Source organism: Cytobacillus spartinae (assembly GCF_042865285.1).
GTDB classification, from domain to species: domain Bacteria; phylum Bacillota; class Bacilli; order Bacillales; family Cytobacillaceae; genus Robertmurraya_A; species Robertmurraya_A spartinae.
Genome location: NZ_JBIACK010000001.1, coordinates 1,044,769 through 1,062,809 on the forward strand (window position 1 = coordinate 1,044,769; position 18,041 = coordinate 1,062,809).

Annotated in this window: 23 protein-coding genes; 6 read left to right on the forward strand and 17 right to left on the reverse strand. The window is 35.7% G+C overall.

What is annotated here, in order from left to right:
* Nucleotides 1-133: 133 nt before the first annotated feature.
* The gene (locus ACFYKX_RS05355; protein ID WP_389358770.1) at nt 134-535 is read left to right on the forward strand and encodes a VOC family protein; all 402 of its coding nucleotides are present in this window, start codon (nt 134-136) and stop codon (nt 533-535) included.
* A 100-nt stretch (nt 536-635) separates the two neighbouring features.
* Nucleotides 636-1,798, forward strand: a protein-coding gene (locus ACFYKX_RS05360; RefSeq protein ID WP_389358772.1) for an IS3 family transposase whose coding sequence is annotated in 2 segments (ribosomal slippage) — nt 636-912 and nt 912-1,798 — 1,164 coding nt in all. Because the reading frame shifts where the segments join, the coding sequence is not laid out codon by codon here.
* A gap of 38 nt (nt 1,799-1,836) precedes the next feature.
* On the opposite strand, the gene ACFYKX_RS05365 is transcribed toward ACFYKX_RS05360, so the two are convergent.
* Complete coding sequence (locus ACFYKX_RS05365; RefSeq protein WP_389358774.1) at nt 1,837-2,157, reverse strand: inner-membrane translocator; 321 nt, start codon at nt 2,155-2,157, stop codon at nt 1,837-1,839.
* Nucleotides 2,158-2,350: 193 nt separating this feature from the next.
* Here ACFYKX_RS05365 and ACFYKX_RS05370 point away from each other — a divergent pair, with 193 nt between their 5' ends.
* On the forward strand, nt 2,351-3,361 hold the full coding sequence (locus tag ACFYKX_RS05370) for a phosphotransferase enzyme family protein (protein WP_389358776.1): 1,011 nt from the start codon (nt 2,351-2,353) through the stop codon (nt 3,359-3,361).
* Between the two features lie 114 nt (nt 3,362-3,475).
* Here ACFYKX_RS05370 and ACFYKX_RS05375 read toward each other — a convergent pair whose 3' ends face one another.
* The 15 genes from ACFYKX_RS05375 to ACFYKX_RS05445 all read right to left on the reverse strand — a co-directional run bounded on the left by ACFYKX_RS05375 (nt 3,476) and on the right by ACFYKX_RS05445 (nt 15,810).
* Nucleotides 3,476-4,705: a DUF438 domain-containing protein gene (locus ACFYKX_RS05375; protein WP_389358778.1), complete on the reverse strand. Its 1,230-nt coding sequence runs from the start codon at nt 4,703-4,705 to the stop codon at nt 3,476-3,478.
* A 13-nt stretch (nt 4,706-4,718) separates the two neighbouring features.
* Entirely contained in the window at nt 4,719-4,949 is a 231-nt protein-coding gene (locus ACFYKX_RS05380) for a DUF1858 domain-containing protein (RefSeq protein WP_389359059.1), read from the reverse strand.
* A gap of 253 nt (nt 4,950-5,202) precedes the next feature.
* Nucleotides 5,203-6,030, reverse strand: a complete 828-nt coding sequence (locus tag ACFYKX_RS05385) for a DUF817 domain-containing protein (RefSeq protein WP_389358780.1) — start codon at nt 6,028-6,030, stop codon at nt 5,203-5,205.
* A gap of 30 nt (nt 6,031-6,060) precedes the next feature.
* Complete coding sequence (locus ACFYKX_RS05390; RefSeq protein ID WP_389358782.1) at nt 6,061-6,285, reverse strand: helix-turn-helix domain-containing protein; 225 nt, start codon at nt 6,283-6,285, stop codon at nt 6,061-6,063.
* A 10-nt stretch (nt 6,286-6,295) separates the two neighbouring features.
* The gene (locus ACFYKX_RS05395) at nt 6,296-6,775 is read right to left on the reverse strand and encodes a DUF2975 domain-containing protein (RefSeq protein ID WP_389358784.1); all 480 of its coding nucleotides are present in this window, start codon (nt 6,773-6,775) and stop codon (nt 6,296-6,298) included.
* A gap of 243 nt (nt 6,776-7,018) precedes the next feature.
* Complete coding sequence (locus tag ACFYKX_RS05400) at nt 7,019-8,542, reverse strand: M1 family metallopeptidase (RefSeq protein WP_389358786.1); 1,524 nt, start codon at nt 8,540-8,542, stop codon at nt 7,019-7,021.
* Nucleotides 8,543-8,839: 297 nt separating this feature from the next.
* Nucleotides 8,840-9,061, reverse strand: coding sequence for a hypothetical protein (locus ACFYKX_RS05405; RefSeq protein WP_389358788.1), 222 nt, complete (start codon nt 9,059-9,061; stop codon nt 8,840-8,842).
* Nucleotides 9,062-9,072: 11 nt separating this feature from the next.
* Nucleotides 9,073-9,435 (reverse strand): cupin domain-containing protein, encoded by a 363-nt coding sequence (locus ACFYKX_RS05410; RefSeq protein ID WP_389358790.1) that lies wholly within the window; start codon nt 9,433-9,435, stop codon nt 9,073-9,075.
* Nucleotides 9,436-9,667: 232 nt separating this feature from the next.
* Nucleotides 9,668-10,126: a hypothetical protein gene (locus ACFYKX_RS05415; RefSeq protein ID WP_389358792.1), complete on the reverse strand. Its 459-nt coding sequence runs from the start codon at nt 10,124-10,126 to the stop codon at nt 9,668-9,670.
* Nucleotides 10,127-10,143: 17 nt separating this feature from the next.
* Nucleotides 10,144-10,587 (reverse strand): DUF2243 domain-containing protein, encoded by a 444-nt coding sequence (locus ACFYKX_RS05420; protein ID WP_389358794.1) that lies wholly within the window; start codon nt 10,585-10,587, stop codon nt 10,144-10,146.
* A 116-nt stretch (nt 10,588-10,703) separates the two neighbouring features.
* Nucleotides 10,704-11,261, reverse strand: coding sequence for a cysteine hydrolase family protein (locus ACFYKX_RS05425; RefSeq protein WP_389358796.1), 558 nt, complete (start codon nt 11,259-11,261; stop codon nt 10,704-10,706).
* A gap of 160 nt (nt 11,262-11,421) precedes the next feature.
* On the reverse strand, nt 11,422-12,891 hold the full coding sequence (locus ACFYKX_RS05430) for a potassium/proton antiporter (protein ID WP_389358798.1): 1,470 nt from the start codon (nt 12,889-12,891) through the stop codon (nt 11,422-11,424).
* Between the two features lie 20 nt (nt 12,892-12,911).
* Entirely contained in the window at nt 12,912-13,466 is a 555-nt protein-coding gene (locus tag ACFYKX_RS05435) for a tyrosine-type recombinase/integrase (protein WP_389358800.1), read from the reverse strand.
* Between the two features lie 181 nt (nt 13,467-13,647).
* Nucleotides 13,648-13,983, reverse strand: a complete 336-nt coding sequence (locus ACFYKX_RS05440) for a hypothetical protein (RefSeq protein ID WP_389358802.1) — start codon at nt 13,981-13,983, stop codon at nt 13,648-13,650.
* A complete protein-coding gene (locus ACFYKX_RS05445) occupies nt 13,984-15,810 on the reverse strand; it encodes a S41 family peptidase (protein WP_389358804.1) in 1,827 nt (608 codons plus the stop codon).
* 224 nt (nt 15,811-16,034) lie between these two features.
* Here ACFYKX_RS05445 and ACFYKX_RS05450 point away from each other — a divergent pair, with 224 nt between their 5' ends.
* The 3 genes from ACFYKX_RS05450 to ACFYKX_RS05460 all read left to right on the forward strand — a co-directional run bounded on the left by ACFYKX_RS05450 (nt 16,035) and on the right by ACFYKX_RS05460 (nt 17,590).
* Nucleotides 16,035-16,376, forward strand: a complete 342-nt coding sequence (locus tag ACFYKX_RS05450) for a PadR family transcriptional regulator (RefSeq protein ID WP_389358806.1) — start codon at nt 16,035-16,037, stop codon at nt 16,374-16,376.
* Nucleotides 16,373-16,918: a DUF2812 domain-containing protein gene (locus ACFYKX_RS05455; protein ID WP_389358808.1), complete on the forward strand. Its 546-nt coding sequence runs from the start codon at nt 16,373-16,375 to the stop codon at nt 16,916-16,918. The genes ACFYKX_RS05450 and ACFYKX_RS05455 overlap by 4 nt, the downstream gene beginning before the upstream one ends.
* Before the next feature lie 66 nt (nt 16,919-16,984).
* The gene (locus tag ACFYKX_RS05460; RefSeq protein WP_389358810.1) at nt 16,985-17,590 is read left to right on the forward strand and encodes a CPBP family intramembrane glutamic endopeptidase; all 606 of its coding nucleotides are present in this window, start codon (nt 16,985-16,987) and stop codon (nt 17,588-17,590) included.
* A gap of 54 nt (nt 17,591-17,644) precedes the next feature.
* Here ACFYKX_RS05460 and ACFYKX_RS05465 read toward each other — a convergent pair whose 3' ends face one another.
* A complete protein-coding gene (locus tag ACFYKX_RS05465; RefSeq protein ID WP_389358812.1) occupies nt 17,645-18,028 on the reverse strand; it encodes a hypothetical protein in 384 nt (127 codons plus the stop codon).
* Nucleotides 18,029-18,041 lie beyond the last annotated feature (13 nt).

The window sequence follows — 18,041 nt, forward strand, 5'->3', positions numbered from 1 at the left end:
GAAACTCATCTTTGACATAGAATAACTACCATTGTAAGGTATCTTCTTTTGCTTCTAGCCTTAGATTTTGAGAAAGATACACGATTAAAAAGGCGAAAATACGATAAAAGTCTACTAAAGGAGGTTACATATAATGTCAAATTTTATATCACATATTGCAACTCTTGAAATCCCTGTTACGAACTTAGAGTTATCCATTGAGTTCTATAAGGACATTCTTGGCGTTGAGGTTGAGTTTAAAGGTGAAAAGAACGCGATGCTTTCATTCAAGAAAAAAGGTGTACCTACTATATTCTTAGTAGGAACCGAAGGACGAAAGGGAATATCCTTTAACAATACTAACAACGGTATTGAACATAGCATCATCGATTTCTATACCCCTAATTTGAAGGAATTCTATCAATGGTTACAAGATAAAAACATTGAAGTAACCACTCTGAACATCAACGAGGATCATGGGTTTGGAGGATTTGGCTTTAAAGATCCTGATGGTAACTTACTCAGTGCTACAAATGTATTACACGAAGGGCAATAAAAATCCACCATTATACTAGACTAACCTAGTGAAATGAGACACAATAAAACACCTTCGAAATGGTACACTTATTAAAAGTACTATTCGGAGGTGTTTTTGCGTGGGCAAAAACGTTTATTCAAGTGATACAAAGTGGGCAGTAGTTAAGGATAAAATGAGTGGGCAGTTTACAAATGAAGAAATTATAAAAAAGTATGGGATAAAAAATGTATCTCAAATTAAAACATGGATGAAATGGTATCGTGAAAATCAAATACATAGATTTGATCAACCAATCGGAAAACAATACTCATATGGACATGGGCCTGATTCTCAGAGTGAAGATGTAAAGAAAGAGCATCAAATCACCCATTTGAAAATGGAGAATGAAATCTTAAAAAAGTATTTGGAAATCGAAAAGGAGTTGAAAAGGAAGTAGTTCTTCAGTTAGTACAAAAGTTACGTAATAAGTATACTATTACAGCTATTTTATCTGCTTTAGGTGTCCCTAGAGCCACTTACTATCGCTGGGCATCCAACCAAGAAGTCAAATTGTCTAATTATGAAGAGATGATTATTTCGCTATGTGTTGAAACCAAGTATCGTTATGGACACCGAAAGATTACACAGTTATTAAAACGTAAGTATCAAATAAAGTTAAATCGGAACACAGTTCAACGAATCATGCAAAAACACCATTTACAGTGTCGAGTAAAACCAAAGCGAAAGTGGAAATCACAAGGAGAATCAGTTATTATAGCACCCAACCTGTTACAACGTGATTTTACGGCAGCTTCGCCTAATCAAAAGTGGGTAACGGACATAACGTATATTCAATATGGTTCCTCCACGTTGTACCTATCGACCATAATGGACTTGTATAATAATCAAATTGTTTCTTATAAAGTATATACACATCAACAAACTCCGTTAGTTTTAGATACTTTAAAGGAAGCTTTAGAAGTGAGAGGTAACCCAAAAGGAGTCATCATACATTCGGATCAAGGCAGTGTATATACTTCGTATTCGTATCAGAATTTAGTAAAAGAAAAGAATTTAGTTAGTAGCATGTCAAGAAGGGGAAACTGTTGGGATAATGCAGTTATTGAATCGTTCCACTCAAATCTAAAATCAGAAGAGTTCCAGTACGTAAAGTTTAATTCAATGTCCCTAGATAATGTAAGAGAGAAAGTGGATCAATATATAAAATATTATAATGAAGAGCGTATCCAAGAAAAATTAGGCTACCACACACCCATAGAATATGGAAGTATGGCAGCCTAAGAGGGTGTTTTATTATTGTCTCATATGCCTATGTCAGTCTATACCGGTGGATTTTTTGTCTTTATCATCTTCAATATCTTTCCTATTATCCCCAACCCAAAAATTAGTGCTCCATTTAACAACGTTACAATACCGATAACTGCCCCACCAATCCCAGCACCTTCACCAGTTCCACCTGAGCTCCAATCATAAAACTGATAAAATAATGCTCCACTTAAAAATCCTAAGACAGGTGCTAAAATCATCAAAGCTACACCTGAAAGAATAAGATTAAGCTTGCCTTTTTTATGTAAGAAAAAGGCTGCGATGTTCAAAAGTATGATTATTGCAATAATAAAACATAAAATAAGGATATCCAATTTCTTCCCCCTTTAAGGTCGACACAGTCCATACATAAAGTCATTAACTAATCAAAGGACCCGTCGTCCGGTTGCAGTTTAATAAAATGTACCATATATTTCCTTGTTAAAAAAATAATAAGCATGAAAAAAGATAGAAGTTTTTCTCATCAATCTAGTAAAATACTAATAACAAGCTTAAGGATGTGCTATTTTGGAAAAGCAATCGTTAATAAAAGACCTATCTACATTTTATGGCGATGACATTCAGTCATTCGAATGGATAAAAGAAGGACTTCAAAATATTGTGATTAAATGCCGCCATCAATCAGAGATGGTTTTTTTACGACTTATGAAGGAAGAACGTAGGAGTCTTGCCATGATAAAAGCTGAACTAGAATGGCTAACACATCTTTCCAATTCTGGAATACTAGTTCCCCTTCCTAAAAATTCGCATAGTGGAAAAACGATTGAAGAGATAACAATCAATGAAAATGTTTTTTATACGGTTGCCTACAGTCAAGTCGTCGGGGAGCCTATAGATGTTACCAATCCCACTTTATGGAATGAGAAACTTTTTTATCAATGGGGAATAACGCTAGGAAGTATACATGCCACACCAATGAATAGGGAAGTTGAGAGGCCTTTCTATACTGATGCTAAGACATCTTATTATAAAACGGTTCAATTTCTCAAAGACTATGAGGATGAAAACATAAGATCCTCTTTGAAGGATATCATTCAAGAGATTAACACGGTCAGCCATACCGAACCTTCTTTTGGCTTAATACATAATGATTTTCATCAAGGGAACCTTATAGTCCATAACGGAATAATTGGAGTGATTGACTTTGATGACTGCGTGTACGGGTGGTTTGCTCAAGATATAGCGGTCACACTTTATCATGCATTCTGGCAGGCTACTGAAATAGGTGACTATGATTCATCATTTGGGGAGACTTTTTTAGAAAGCTTTCTGGAGGGCTATTTACAAAAACATAAAATAACAGCAGAAATGATTGAGCAAATCCCACTTTTCCTGCGATGGAGACAGTTCTTTCTTCTTGCACTTTTTCTGAAAAATTGGCCACTCCATCAATTAGAAGACTGGCAAGCATACACGTTAGACAAGTTAAAAAGTCGAATTATTACCGGAGATTGTTACGTCCCTTTAACGAAAAAATATTTAAAGGAGCTTAAACAGAGATTTGCTACGTCCAAGTAAAATTCACTCACTTAGTTTACTTATTTTTAAATCGATTATTCTTTCGAGCCCTAGTTGACGGCAAACAAACACAAAGGACCTTTCAACAGGTCCCTCATTTTCTCTATTTACCTATTACTCTGACAAAATTCTTTTCTCACCAGTAATTTCTTGAATAGGTGAGATGTTTTGCGTAAATTCAAGTGTCCCTAGATAGCTCCCCTCTTCGTCTCGTACAGCAAAGTAGCGAATTAGAACGTACTTATCTTTAAAACGAATCCAGAAATCTTCACAATCTTTTTCCCCTGATTTAAAGTCTTTTAATAGTTGCTCCACTGTATGAACACTTCTTGGAGGGTGACAATTCTGTACAGTTCGACCAATCACTGCCTTGGTTCTTGCGAAGATTCGCTCTTTCCCATGAGAAAAATAACGCACTACGTCATTTTGATCGATGAATGTAATATCAACTGGCAAATGGTTTAACAGTAGTTCTAGCTGTTTAATAGAGAGCAGTCCAGTTTCAAATCGAATATATCCATCAGAGAGTGCTTCCTCATCAACTTCATTTCGTTTAGGAACCCAGACTTTTTCAGGTGCTGTTAGACAATAGCCAATCTCATCGCTTTCATTTGCGATTTTTATCCATTCGTCTTCTGTCAACGTATTTAATGCCATTGGAAAAAGGATATGTTCCTCTTTAAAGATCATTTCGGTAACTTCTCTAATGACAAAGTACAACGTATCCATCACTTCGGATTTGTTCCCATTATAATCTGTTAATAACTGCTTAGCCTTTTTAATGCTATCTCTTATTCTATCGTCTACTCCCCACATTACTTGTGTAGGACCGAATATCCCATATTTCTCAAGGTACGGGAATAGTAAATTCTCTTTTCTGCTATAGTGCTTGTCAACATCGTAAAGTAGATTTAAGTCCTCAACTAACTTTAATGCATGTTCCTTGGAGTCATCTTGCTGAAACCTTTCAAAATGCAATTGGATCTTAAAATTAACCAGTTTATCGATTTCTTTATTCTCTAATTTAAACGTGTGTACAGGGTGGCCTGGTTGCTCCTCAGGCTGTTCGGATCGATGGATGTCCTCAATCGAACCTTTAAAAACCTCTGCATGGACAGAACATAGACTTTGTATTTCCGACACTGAAATTCCTTCTTGCATAAGTGCCTGCTCTAACTGAGAAATTTCTTTTACTGAGATGGATCCTACAGCTTCCTCAAACTTAGCTTTTACATCTTCAACACTTTTCCCATTATGAAGTTCTAATATAATCTCTTTTAACTTTTCTTGCCTTAAATCCGCAGTAAGCTCTATTTTCTCTCGATTATTGATCATTTCACTCACTTTATTCACCCCATTAAATTTTGATTGTAAATCCTTTTTTCTCTAACGTATGAATGACCGTTTGAAGATCAATTCCCTTCATTCGGCAACCGTTCGGTATTGTCATAACCCTACCAGCCGTTTGAAGCATACCTGGCTTAGTGATGCCGTCAAAGCCTAATTCAGCCATAATGTCCACCATCTCTGGAAATTCACTACATAATTTTCCTATAGGAATGTTTAAATTAATAACTTTCAAATTCATCATCCCCTTGATTAAAGTGATAACTGTTCTCATTAAGAATCATACCAGAGTGAATCTAGAATCCTTGTGATGAGAATCACGTTATAGTAATTTTTATAAAAAAAATGCACTCCCGTTTATAGGAGTGCTAAAATGTTTAGATGAATCGGTCGTAACTATTTTTGGAGTTTCTATGGATTAAAAGAACTTTCCCAAAAGGTGGAAAACCTACTATGTTAGTAAGCAAACTTCTTAGAAAAGTAAGTCTCTTGGATTATAAAGATTCACTAGTACCCATACTAGTAGAGTTATTCCCCTTCACCCGTTTTAATGTTGCTACGATTAGAAAACTAACAATTACTAACAGTAGCCAGGAACTCACTTTTCCAAGATGGACGAGACTCCATGCATCGGTTTGGTTTGGATACTCCCAAGCACCAAAGAATGTTGCAATATTTTCAGCTATCCAGATAAAAAATCCAATGAGCACAAAAGAAAGTGCAATAGGCATACGGTACCGAGTTCCACCAACTTCATATATGACCCACGATTTCCAAAAAACGATCATGACTAGTCCAGATAACCACCAACGAATGTCAATCCAGTAATGGTGGGTGAAAAAATTCAAATATATTGCTGCTGCAAGAGGTACAACGATATAAAACGGTGGCCACTTGACCAGTTCAACGTTTAACCTCCTCCATGCCTGACAAAGGTAACTTGCTACACTTGCGTACATGAATCCACTATACAAAGGGACACCAAAGATTTTAGAATACCCTTCTTCTGGGTATGACCATGAGCCCATATGCACTTTGAAAAGCTCAAGCGCAAGTCCAATTAAGTGAAACAACGTGATCACCTTTAATTCATCTCGTGTTTCAAGCCCCGACCGAACCATCCCCCATTGCATCAGAAGGCAAATCAATAGGAGCCAGTCATATCTAGGGAGAAAGGGAAGTGTCACGATTTGCGTAAAAGCAAGCGAGGCAAAAATAATGACAGGAAACAAACATGAAAGGGACTGCTCCCACCCAAAAAGAACAAGTTGTTTTAGCGCTCTTACGATTTTTCCCTCCATCTTTTGAACGATTAAATCCATGAGTAACTCCCCTTTAAGTCTTAACTATTTTCACTCATTTTTCGTGTCTTCGTCACTTCGGTATTCCAATATATCACCAGGTTGACATTCTAAAGCTTTACATATAGCCTCTAAAGTTGATAATCGAATGGCTTTCGCCTTCCCATTTTTCAGAATTGAAAGGTTAGCCATCGTGATTCCAACCCGTTCTGAAAGCTCTGTTACACTCATTTTTCTTTTAGCCAGCATCACATCAATATTGATAATAATCGCCATAATTCTCACCTCAGACCGTCAAATCATTTTCTGATTTTATATCAATTGCTTCTTGTAAAAGTCTTTGGAGAACAGCTGCAAATACTGCTATCACCATTGAAGCAAAAGGAACTACCAATCCTACAAAAATGACACCTGGCGCGTCGTCTATCTCTGCAAAGAGATAGAAGAGTGGCAAAACTAACACATGCAAACCACTAATGGTAATTGCACAATTCTTAATAATCTTTAAGGCTCTCACCGATAATTCGGAAAAAGCTTCGCTGTTGTCAATGTATCGTAAAAGTTTGAAAGCCTGATACAGTGCAAAGTAATAAGGGATAGCAGATGCATAAAAAACAAGACTAACAAGGAATTTTATAAAAGCAAACTCTGGAAGTAATTCTGCTGCAACACTCCCTAGCTCTGGTACCAGAAAGATGCACAGAACAAGGACTGGTACACCTAGAAGAATAACAGCAATTTTTAAAAACAATGTTGATACTTTCACTTTAAGCACCTCACTTATTTATTGTTAGTTTGATTTTAACTGAAACTTTATCGTTTTACAATAAATTATTATTGAAAATAATCATATTTTTATTGAAGAAGTATACTTCTCGTTTTTTTCACTACAAAAAAAACACAATAAAATATGCGCTAATCCTTACTGGATTAACGCACAACAACAAGTTTACTATATCTTCAAGTTCTAACTTTCTTTAATCTATGAATTACCCACGCTCTTTTCTAATTACTCAAATGAAATCCAATCACTTAGTTCGTTTACATCTTCAATTTGGAAGAATGCTCGAGTGTATCGGAGCCACTCGTTCGCATCTACTTCCTTGTATTTGTATAAATTAAAATAAGTCGAAAGATATTCTAATCCGCGTTCTGCATTCTTTTCGGATAGCTCCCATAGCTTTAGAGAGGAGTATTGATAAACGGATCCATGATAGGACATGCTTTGGTCAAAATATCCATTAATCGGTAAATTTATAGGCTTTATTGGTCCATGTTCTAATGATCTCTCAAGATCTTTTTGCGCCTTTTCAAAAACTACATTTGGATACAGATTTTCTCCCTCAACAAAGTATAAGTAAGTAGCAAAGTTCGTCAATCCCTCATCAATCCAAGGGGTGTGATAAGGATGATTACTAACCATTCCATAAAACCACTGGTGAGCAATCTCATGAACGAGTGTATGCTTATTTCGATTCCCCCTAGCAACGGTAACGATTCCCGGGTATTCCATCCCACTCTCGTCCATAATAATATCCAGTTGCTTATGAGGGTACGGGCCAAAGTAATCGTTATAGAATTGTAAGGTATTTACGGCTACATCAAGATACTCCTGTTGATAGTCTTTGTCTTCAACGTTACTAAAAATTCTTATTTCCGTCCCATTAATCTCTTTTGTTGTCATTGGCATATCTTTCAAAATAGCCATATGCATTTCCTTGACATTCGTTGCGTCCAATACCCCTTTATTAGAGGGTTCGTTAGGATCATTGTCTGAGGAACTAGCAATCATGTAATGATTGGGAAGACTGTACTCCACTCTAAAATCACTAAAATCTGTGTGGTAAGACTCCCCTCCTAAACTAAAGTCTGCCTTTCCCCATCCTGAATGATAGGTTGCTAACATCGGATACCATTGCGCTAGAAAAGCATGATCCTCAACTTCCGAAAATCTATAGCCCATCTTTGGTAATGTAAAACTATACTCAATGGACACATCCACTTTCTGGTTATTTTCCAAAGGCTCGTTCAATAACAGTTGTAAGTTATCTTGTTGAACTTTGTATTCGACCTTCTCTTTATTGACTGTTACCTCTCCCATTTTCACATAGGCGAAAGACTCCATAAACTTAAGATTATTCTTCTCTGTAAAGGCATTAGGCATAAAGTGGAAGATAAGATCCTTCCATGAATCCTTTGACAAGTTTTCTACTACTATATTTGCATCTACAAAGAAAGTTTTACTTTCATCCATCGTTAATTTCATATGATAAGAGGCTTTATTTTCATTTTCTCTTGGTTTAGGAGTGAACCCATTTAATGACTCTAGTGGAAGAGTCGGGTCCATTGGAACTGGAGTAGATGTTTTAAAAACTACCTCCTCATCAACGATTTCTTGATACAAAGGTGTGGAGCTTTGCTCCTCAACCTTCTCCATTTCCTTTACTGGACGGTTCTCTTCCTTACTAGTTATCTCTTTGCTGCAGCTACTCAATAGTAAAAGTGAAGAGATTATAATAATTGCCTTCTTCAAATTTCTGCCCCCTCATTCTAGTGTAAGCACATTGATTAGACGAACTACGTAGGAAAAATTATTCAATTAGCAACAAAAAAGAAAAAAGGCTCTATATGCCGACTTGTTGGATCCAATGCAGCTCTTCTTCCATAAGGACCTCCTAGCTCTAACGAACATGCGCATGATTCACTTTCTGTGTTTCATCTATTATAACGAGTTATCTGCCATTAAAATTTTATTTAGAAAAAACTTATTTTTTCACAGAAAAAAACGCTCCTATAAAAGGAACGTCAACTGAGTTTCATAATCAACCAACTATTGATTTGTTGCTCTTATTCTAGAGAAAATAGCTGCAATTAAAAGAATAAGAGTGGTTAAAAAGAAAAAGGTGGTACCTAGAAAACTTATAATTGCATAAGAAGTAACAGAATCCATTTCCTTCGTGCTTTCTCCAAATACACCAAAAACTTGCCAACTTAAAAAGCTCAAAAGAAAAAGACCAAATGAAATAGTTAAAAACTTGTATTTCTTAGTCATGTTTTCCTCCATTAGATTGTCGGTAAATTCTGTACTGTTCTTTCAGTAATCTGATTTCCCGTATTTAGAGTAGTTTTCGGCTCAATAAATAGTACATGAACTTCCTTCTCCGCAACAGGCAAATGTTCTACCCCTTTCGGAACGATAAAAAACTCCCCTTCTTCTAGCCAAATATCTTGATCTCTTAGTTTTAATAACAGTTTCCCTTTTATGACTAGAAACATTTCATCTTCATGCTCATGATGATGCCAGTCGAATTCACCTTTTAATTTAGCCAGTTTAACGTGTGTGTCATTAACTTCCCCTACTATTTTCGGGCTCCAATATTCATTAAACAAAGAAAACTTTTCACTAATATTTACTTTCTCCATCATAATCCCTCTTCTAAATTAGTCTTGGCTGTTTTCGCATAGATTGTTTCTATTCGTATATGGTCTTCAACACGGATTCATGCTGCTTCGTGGCATCTTTTCTTCCCAAAATAAAGAAAGCAGCACCATACTCCGTTAAAGAGCAGTTTAAATTACTTAAATAGCAACGAAGTTTACGAAAATAGCCTTAGTCTTAGATAAAGAATACATTAGCAAGAGGATGTGTATCAAATATTTAAGATTGGACTTCAACAACGATGCTTTTCTCTATCGGCTTCCCTTTAAAGAAGAGGGCTCCGTGATTGTTTGAATGGAGTGAAACTTTTACTACATTTCTACCCGGTTTTAGAGAACCTATATTATAGTATTCTCCATATAATCTGTTCACTTTTTCTCCATTAATATATAGGTGAGCGTGTCCTTCTTGGAAGCTTGGAGTCATACTTCCTACTTTTTCTGGTGCAAATGTAAAATCATAAGTTGTTACTTTCAAATAATAGGTTCCAGATAGGTCTTGAGAAACCCTAACATCCACTTTTGGACTAGTTGTCCCTTCCGGAATTTCAACAAAGCCATGATTTAAATGATTGCTATCGGTCATAGTTGAATGATAGTGAGGATGATTTTGAACAAAATAATAAAATAGTCCAAAGAATAAGACTAGAAAACTAAGAATACTCCTGGTTTTTTTCAAGTTTTCACCTCTCGCCATCACGCACCTCTATATTTCCGCTTTATTAACAATCCGATTAAAACAAGTAAAACTCCAGAAGCTAAAAAAGCTAAATCATACAGCAATGGATTATCGGCTGTGGGTCTTACGCGATGTACTTGTAGGATGTGATGATCAATGATTCCTTCCACTAAGTTAAACACACCACCACCTATGAAAATACCACTAAAGAAGAGTCTCCAGCTATACCCGAGTTCTTGATTACGAGCATCCTGAAAGATTTTTACACCACCCCAAATAAGCAACGCTGTAAAGGCTGCAGTAAATAATCCATCTGTGATAATCTCCAATTTTATATTTGGACTAAGAATCATATGATGCCACTGCAGCAACTGATGAAACACAATTCCGTCAATCGCACCTAATAACCCTAAACCAAGTATGAAAGAAGCGATAAATAAATTTTTATCTTTTTTAGACATGCCAACACCCTCTACATCAAAATCAACCTACATCGATTCATGCCCAAAATCTGTAAAAATATACATAAAAACCAATGAAAAAGAGCTGTTGCGTACTATGCAACGGCTCTTCAATATTACTTATACTCTAAATGTTTATGTTCAAAGATATTTTCACTCGATTCTCTAACCAAAATAAAATGGCTAACGTTATCAAGACCATGTAAGTTGCGATTATGATGAGCAATGATTTGTTCTGCTGTTAGGACCTTATTGTCTGTAGTAGAATGTCCGTCTGCAATCAATGTAACATCGTATCCTAATACCGTTGCTCCTCTAGAAGTCGTGTCCACACAATACTCTGTTTTAACACCAATAACAACTAGATGTTCTACTTCTAATACTTGTAATCGATCTTGTAGCTCTGTTTGATAAAATGCGTTTGTCGCGGTTTTTTTCACGATTAAGTCATCGGGTAGAGGAAAAATATCAGGATGAATGTGATGGTCTTCTAGATTTTCACTACCAACATCTAAATCTTGAATATAAATGACTGGCACCTTTAATTCTCTAGCCTTTTCAATTACACTTTTCATGACACCTAGAACCTGTTCTTTCTTATAAACAGGCCCAATAGATGGCCCATCTATAATTCCTACTTGTGCATCAATAACAAGCAATGCCGTATTAGACATTCTCTTTTCCTCCTAGGGAAACTCCCGATAATTTAGTCACTACGATTTATCATATTATTTAATTCTATTATTCTTGACAGAATTCCTATTGGCTGTATGTATAATTTTCAAAACAAAAAAGAGATGCCTAAGCACCTCTTGCATAATGATAGTAGTCCTACTAAGACTCCTCATATGGCTCCCCTATTAACTCCTTTAATTTCTTCTTACTTGTTCTTGATGTAAGAATGTAAAGGATATCGCCTTCCAACAGTCTCGTATTGCCCTTTGGTGTAACCAACTCGTCTGATCTAATAATGGCGTTAATCAGTACACTGTTCGGGAATCGAATGTCAACAATTCTTTTATCATTGATTTTGTCTTCTTTGCTAACTTGGTACTCTATAATTTCTGCATTCGCCTTCCCAATAGACACTAATTCGAGAGTGTGTGTTGAGGCAACTTTTTTAGGACCGGTTAGCCCTAATTTTTCAGCTAATATTGAAATGGTTGATCCCTGTAATAATGCAGATGTTAGGACGACGAAGAACACAACATTGAAGATCATTTGACTATCCTTAATACCTGCTATCATAGGGAAGGTAGCAAGAACAATTGGCACCGCACCCCGTAACCCTGCCCATGAAAGAAAAATCTTCTCCTTATTGGTAAATCCCATTTTTATTGTAGATAGATACACCGCTATTGGACGAGCAATGATAATTAATACAATGGCAATTAATACGCCTTTTACCATTACATCGAAAGTGAACAATTGTGAAGGGAATACGAGTAATCCCAAGATAATAAACATTAGAATTTGCATCATCCAAGCAAATCCTTCGTTAAATCTAAAAATAGAAGTTCGATAAGTGAGATCTGAGTTTCCGATAATAAGTGCGGCTACGTATACGGCTAACAGACCACTTGATTTTAATAATGCTGCAGAGCTATAGGTCAACAATGCAAATGCCAGCGCAAAAATGGGATAAAGTCCACTGGAGTCTAAGTTAATTTTATTGATGGCAAACGTAGCAAGTTTACCAAACGCTAGGCCCAATACGATCCCCATTCCCATTTGCCAGAAAAATGACAAGATGAACATCAGAACATTTCCTTCACCGCTAGTTAGAAGCTGGATAAAGGAAATGGTTAAGAACACAGCCATTGGATCATTTGTACCGGATTCCGCCTCAAGCGTCGCTCCCAATCTCGCTTTAATATTTTGACCTTTTAAAACAGCAAAAACGGCTGCTGCATCCGTAGATCCTACGATTGCACCAAATAAAAATGCTTCAAACCATGAGATATCAAAAATAAGCTTCGCAGCCACTGCAACAATTGACGTTGTAATTAGAACACCAGTAGTTGCCAAGGAGAGTGATGGTTTTAAGACGGGTTTAACCGTCTTCCATTTTGTTTGTAAACCACCTTCAAAAAGAATAATAATGAGTGCTAAAACACCAATTAACTGCGCATACCTTGCATTGTCAAAATAGATAATACCAAGACCATCACTCCCGACGACCATCCCTACAACTAAGAAGAGAACAAGGGCGGGTACACCAATACGAGTTGAAAATTTCGTTGTCATGACTCCAATTATAAGTAATAAGGAACCCAATAAGATAAAGTAATCAATATTGAACAATTTTTACTCCCCTCCTTTAATTATAGGTTTACATCAATTTCCGTTAGGATTTTTTCGTCTTTGATCCCTAAGTATTTTAAAGTTTCCCCTGGAGTAGTATGATGAAATAATTTTTGAAGCAATGAAATAGCTACTCCTTTTTTATAAGCGTGGTAGCCAAAGGTTTTACGCATTGAATGCGTTCCAATCTTTCCATCTAAACCAACTGATTTAGCAGCTTTATTGATAATTCGATATGCTTGTTGTCTAGTGATTGGTTGATTCGTTTTTGAAGATTTAAATAAAAAATCATCTTGTTCTGGGGAAACAGAGGAAACATAAAGAGACAGTGCCTGCTTTACTTTTGGATTTATATAGATAGGTATTTCAACTTTAGTGTCCAACTCTAAGAACTTTTTTACTTTTCCATGGTCATCCATCATGTCGTTTATTTTCAAGTTCAAGATTTCACTTATTTTTAGGCCAGAATTAATCCCCATTACAAACAGTAAATAATCTCTTATAGATTGTTCTTTTAACAATTTTTTTATAGAGTTTATTTTTCCGATGTCCCGAATTGCATCAACATATTCCATTTCACATCTTCCTTAATCTTATTATATGTTACATAATCCTATTATATATTATAGTTATGTAACCAACAAATAATCTGCATTACACCTAAAATCTGGACAATTTTCCTGAGCATAACAAAAAGACTCTACTCCAAATAAAGTAAAGTCCATGATATTTCCTTATTACAATTGTCCCTAATTGTTACATGTAGTAAACCAAGGTTGCATATCCAACGGATATTACTAGCATAAAGAATGAAGATGTGAGAATTGGATTCAGCCGGACATGAAAGAACTCTCTTTGTTCTCGGTGTCCAGAATCACCATGGATGATAAAATTACTTGCAATCACACTATTTGTCCAAGCATCTCCACTACTTGAAAAGAACAGGACGATTGCTAGAACAATTCCTGAGAAATACACTGTAAAGTCGGAGAAGGCAACACCGTTAAATACAAAATACCAAAGTGCGATTAGGATCATAAATTGTATCAATACGGAAGCTATTACCACCTTCAAGAATTTCTTAATTCTCACCTATTCGCTCCCCCTACCCCTAATTAATTCTATAGCTCGATTTAAACATTCATCTTCCCCATTCTTAATCCCATCTATCGTTCTTTCTACAGGTACAGTCGGGATAATTCCAACTAAATGATGTTGAGATCCGTTTCCTTTAACAACCTTTAACCCAGTAAACTGAAATGAGGCCCCCCCTGGAAGGTCGATGATATTGATATCTCCGTTAGCACCTGCTGTTGGACTTCCAACCAACTCACCTAGTTGATGAGTCTCTACGAACGCAAGGAATGTTTCTGTAGCACTAAAAGCAGATTCGTCAATCAAAAAGACTTTTTTAGCTTCCAAATATGGTTCCTGCGGCAATACATCCATCCCCATCTCAAAATAACTCCATTTTTGTTGGTCAGGGTAGATGATCTGTGGAACTTTTAGAATTGGGCCAGTAATTTTTTTATTCGTTAAGTGTGGAAATAAAGTAGTGTCTAGATCGTATTCTGCTACATACCCTCTAAAATCAAAGATGATTCCTTTTGCACTTGCTAGCTCTTGTATATTTTCTTCTACCAGACCTCCTGATGCTTTCGTCATATCTATATAAAAGATACCATCTTCTATTTCACGAAATACTTCGGTAGGGCTAAGCAAGCCATTTAAGTCGTGATCATATAGAGTGTGCGTCACTTCCTGCCCATTCCTTAGCACAGAAACTTTAATGGGTTCTTGAGAATCTAGCATTCGTAAGGAAGCGAGCGTCAAATAATCTCTATACTGTTCTGACCCCGAAACATGACTTCTCTCTTCATTAAAAATAGTCTCAATCTCTTCATTATTAATTGAAAGAACCTCATCCCCTAACTTGAAGAGCTCCTTATTAAAGGTTTCACTAATGACAAATTTTTCATCAATGAATTCTAGACTGTAAGGAAGTTTAGCTAAGATATTATGTTCTCTATTTTCTATGTTAATACTCGCATGGCCATCTTTTAGTTCTACTAACATTCTTTTAAGTATATTTGTAAAATCAGAGGCACCCTTCGCATTTCTTGCATCTTTTAAATAATGTGATAGTTTCTTGTTCCAAACTAAGTTTACTTCCTCATGATATGGGTAAAAGTGTTGAATTGTGTTCCAGAGTACTGAGACAGCAGCCATACGAACATGTTCACTAGAGTAAGAGTTTATGTCAAAATGCTTCAATTCTTCTGTCAGTTTTTCGTAATTAGCCATGGTTATGTCCGTCGAACCAAGCGTAACTTGTTCTTTAATAAAGAGAGAAAGAGGGATAGTTGCACTTAACTGTTCGCTAATTTCCACGTGTATCACTTCACCTGGATTGGGAACGTTTTCAAATAATTCTTTTTCTGTCTTCCTTGAATCCCTATTATAAATCACTCTTTTACTATCATAAGTACTATTTTGTCTTGAAAAATCCGTTCCTAACCCTAAATGCTGCCAGGCAATGCTTTGTATCGATGAATCCGTTACATCTATAGTCTTAAAAGGATCTAACGGTTTCTTATGTTTTTCATATAGTTGAAGAGTTGGAGCAATGGGGGTAAATAATTTTGTAAGGTTATCCTTTAGTTCTTTATCATTCCTTGAATCTTTTACAAGATCAACCCCATAAATAGCAAAGTGATTCCAATTTAACTTTTCACTCTCATCACTTGGATGAAAGTACCTTATATACCCAAATAGTTTCGTAAACGTTGATACATTCTTTATCACTTGCTCCTCAGTAATCTCTTCTTCAACATGACGGAATTGGTTGAAGTATAGGAATAGCACAACTACTGAAAAAATAATGATTCCAGTAATGGCACCTGTATATTTCTTACTCATCCTATCCCCCCTCCAATACTTTACATATTAACATTGTCATAATTTCCTATTTCATTTTATACGAAAAATGAGATTAATGGTTTCAAATTTTTATAAAATTTGGAAATTAAGGAAAAATTACTGCTCAAGCTTTTAAGAATTTACAACTATTGACAAATATATCATAATACGATATATTTCACCTAACGATATATCATTAAATGATACAGTTGAGGATGATGAACATGCCTAGAAATGATTCTCTTGAATCCGGAGAATTAACGGATACGTCTTACTACATCCTATTGACACTCATAAAAGCACAACATGGATATTTAATCATGAAAAGTATTGAGGAAATGACAAATAACCGTTTTTCTGTTGGACCTGCATCACTCTATACCACCATTAAAAAGCTTGTTTCAGCTGGCTTAATTGAACAACTTGATTCAGAAGAAGAAAATAGAAAAACGTATATGACTACCGATAAAGGAATGCTGTTGTTAAAAAAGGATGTAGAGCGAAGAAAAGAAATGGTGAAGCATGCCGAAAAGATCTTCAATGAAATGGGGGAAATTATGGAATGAAGAAGACCAAGTACATTCTATGCTGGGGCTTGGCATTTTCTGAAGAGAGGGATATGAAGCGTCTAGGTAACTATGCCAAAGACGGGTGGTTTTTAGAAAAACTTACTCCTTTTGGATATAGACTAAAAAGAGGCAAACCTCAACAGATAGAATACTCGCTTGATTATCAAAACAATCCTGACCAAGAGTATTTCTTATTTTTTAAAGAAACTGGATGGTTTCATGTATGTTCGATCGGCGAGGAAATTCATATTTTTCAAGCTCCTTCTGGTACCAAACCCATTTATTCCGACCAGTCAACAAAGATTGAAAAGTATGCTCGAGAACAACGACAGATAGCCAAGGTTGCTTTCCCAGCACTCCTACTAACTTTATTTTGTTTTTTCTTAAAAGGATCGGGTCTTCCTTCCTTGGTTCCCAAGATATTGGGTCAAATTAGTTCTGTTCTAATCATCCCATCCTTCATTGCTCTAGTATTCTCAGGATTACCTTGTCTAGCTTATACCTTTAAAATTAGAAAGCTAAAGAAAGATTCCATATAAACTCAGTTTAGAACTCAAGTTGCTTGATTTTTTCAAGAATATATCCTATTAGAATGGAAGCGAAATATGGAACGTGTTGTTAAAGTACAGAATCATCCAAACAGTTTTAATATTAACCAGGCTATAATGACTTTTTCTTCTTTCAGTGCCATTTGTGCTATATTAATTATTTTCCTTATTAATACGGATATCTTTAGTATTGGTTATTTTTTTGCTAGCAAAGATTTATCAAAGACTATTTTAGTAACCTCGATTTCCTTATTAGCACTAATCATTTATGGCGTCATCTTATCAGCTTTAATCCCTTCAGAATTTATTGATGACACAAATAAAACATATCAAAACTACAATCTTATTCAAATCATTTCATTTATGTTTGTAGTTTCTTTATTTGAAGAACTTTTTCTTAGGGGTATTGTTCAAAATTTCTTATTGATTACTTTAGAAAATGCTTGGTTATCAATTATCATTAGTACCTTGTTGTTTGTAGCGTTACATGTTCAATACTTTAAAAAACCTATTATGCTATTAAACATAACGATTCCTGGTCTCGTATTTGGATGGATCTATTACGAATCCAGTAACATTGCTGTACCCATTACGGTTCATTTTCTAGTAAATGTAGGAACAACCTTATTATTTAAATACAATGTTATAAAGATTAAACCGTAACTAACATTAAACGCTAAAAAAGCTTGGATTCCCAAGCCTTTTCTGCATTAGAAGTCAGTTTATTCTATTAAATCCAAAAGGGGTTGAAACAACTTTTTCAAGCCGGATTAAGTGCAAGCCATTACTTTGGTCCTCTTCCCCTTTTTCAACAACTTTATACTTTACCTCTTTACCTACCCCATCGTCAGCCTTACCTACCGACAAAATTTCAACGTCTTCATTTGACTCTGTCACAATCATTAGATAAGTACGTCCGTCCTTTTCAAACATACCCGTTCCACCAGGTCCGATACTTGCAAAATCTTTCGCTTCTTGTTCAGTAAGTTCTTCACTGCTTACTAATTCATATTTGACTTCTCCATTGCCAAAATCCATCATAAAAAACACGATTATTAAGACTAATAGAAATGGTAGGATACTTTTCTTTACGGTTTTCATACTCTCCTCCATG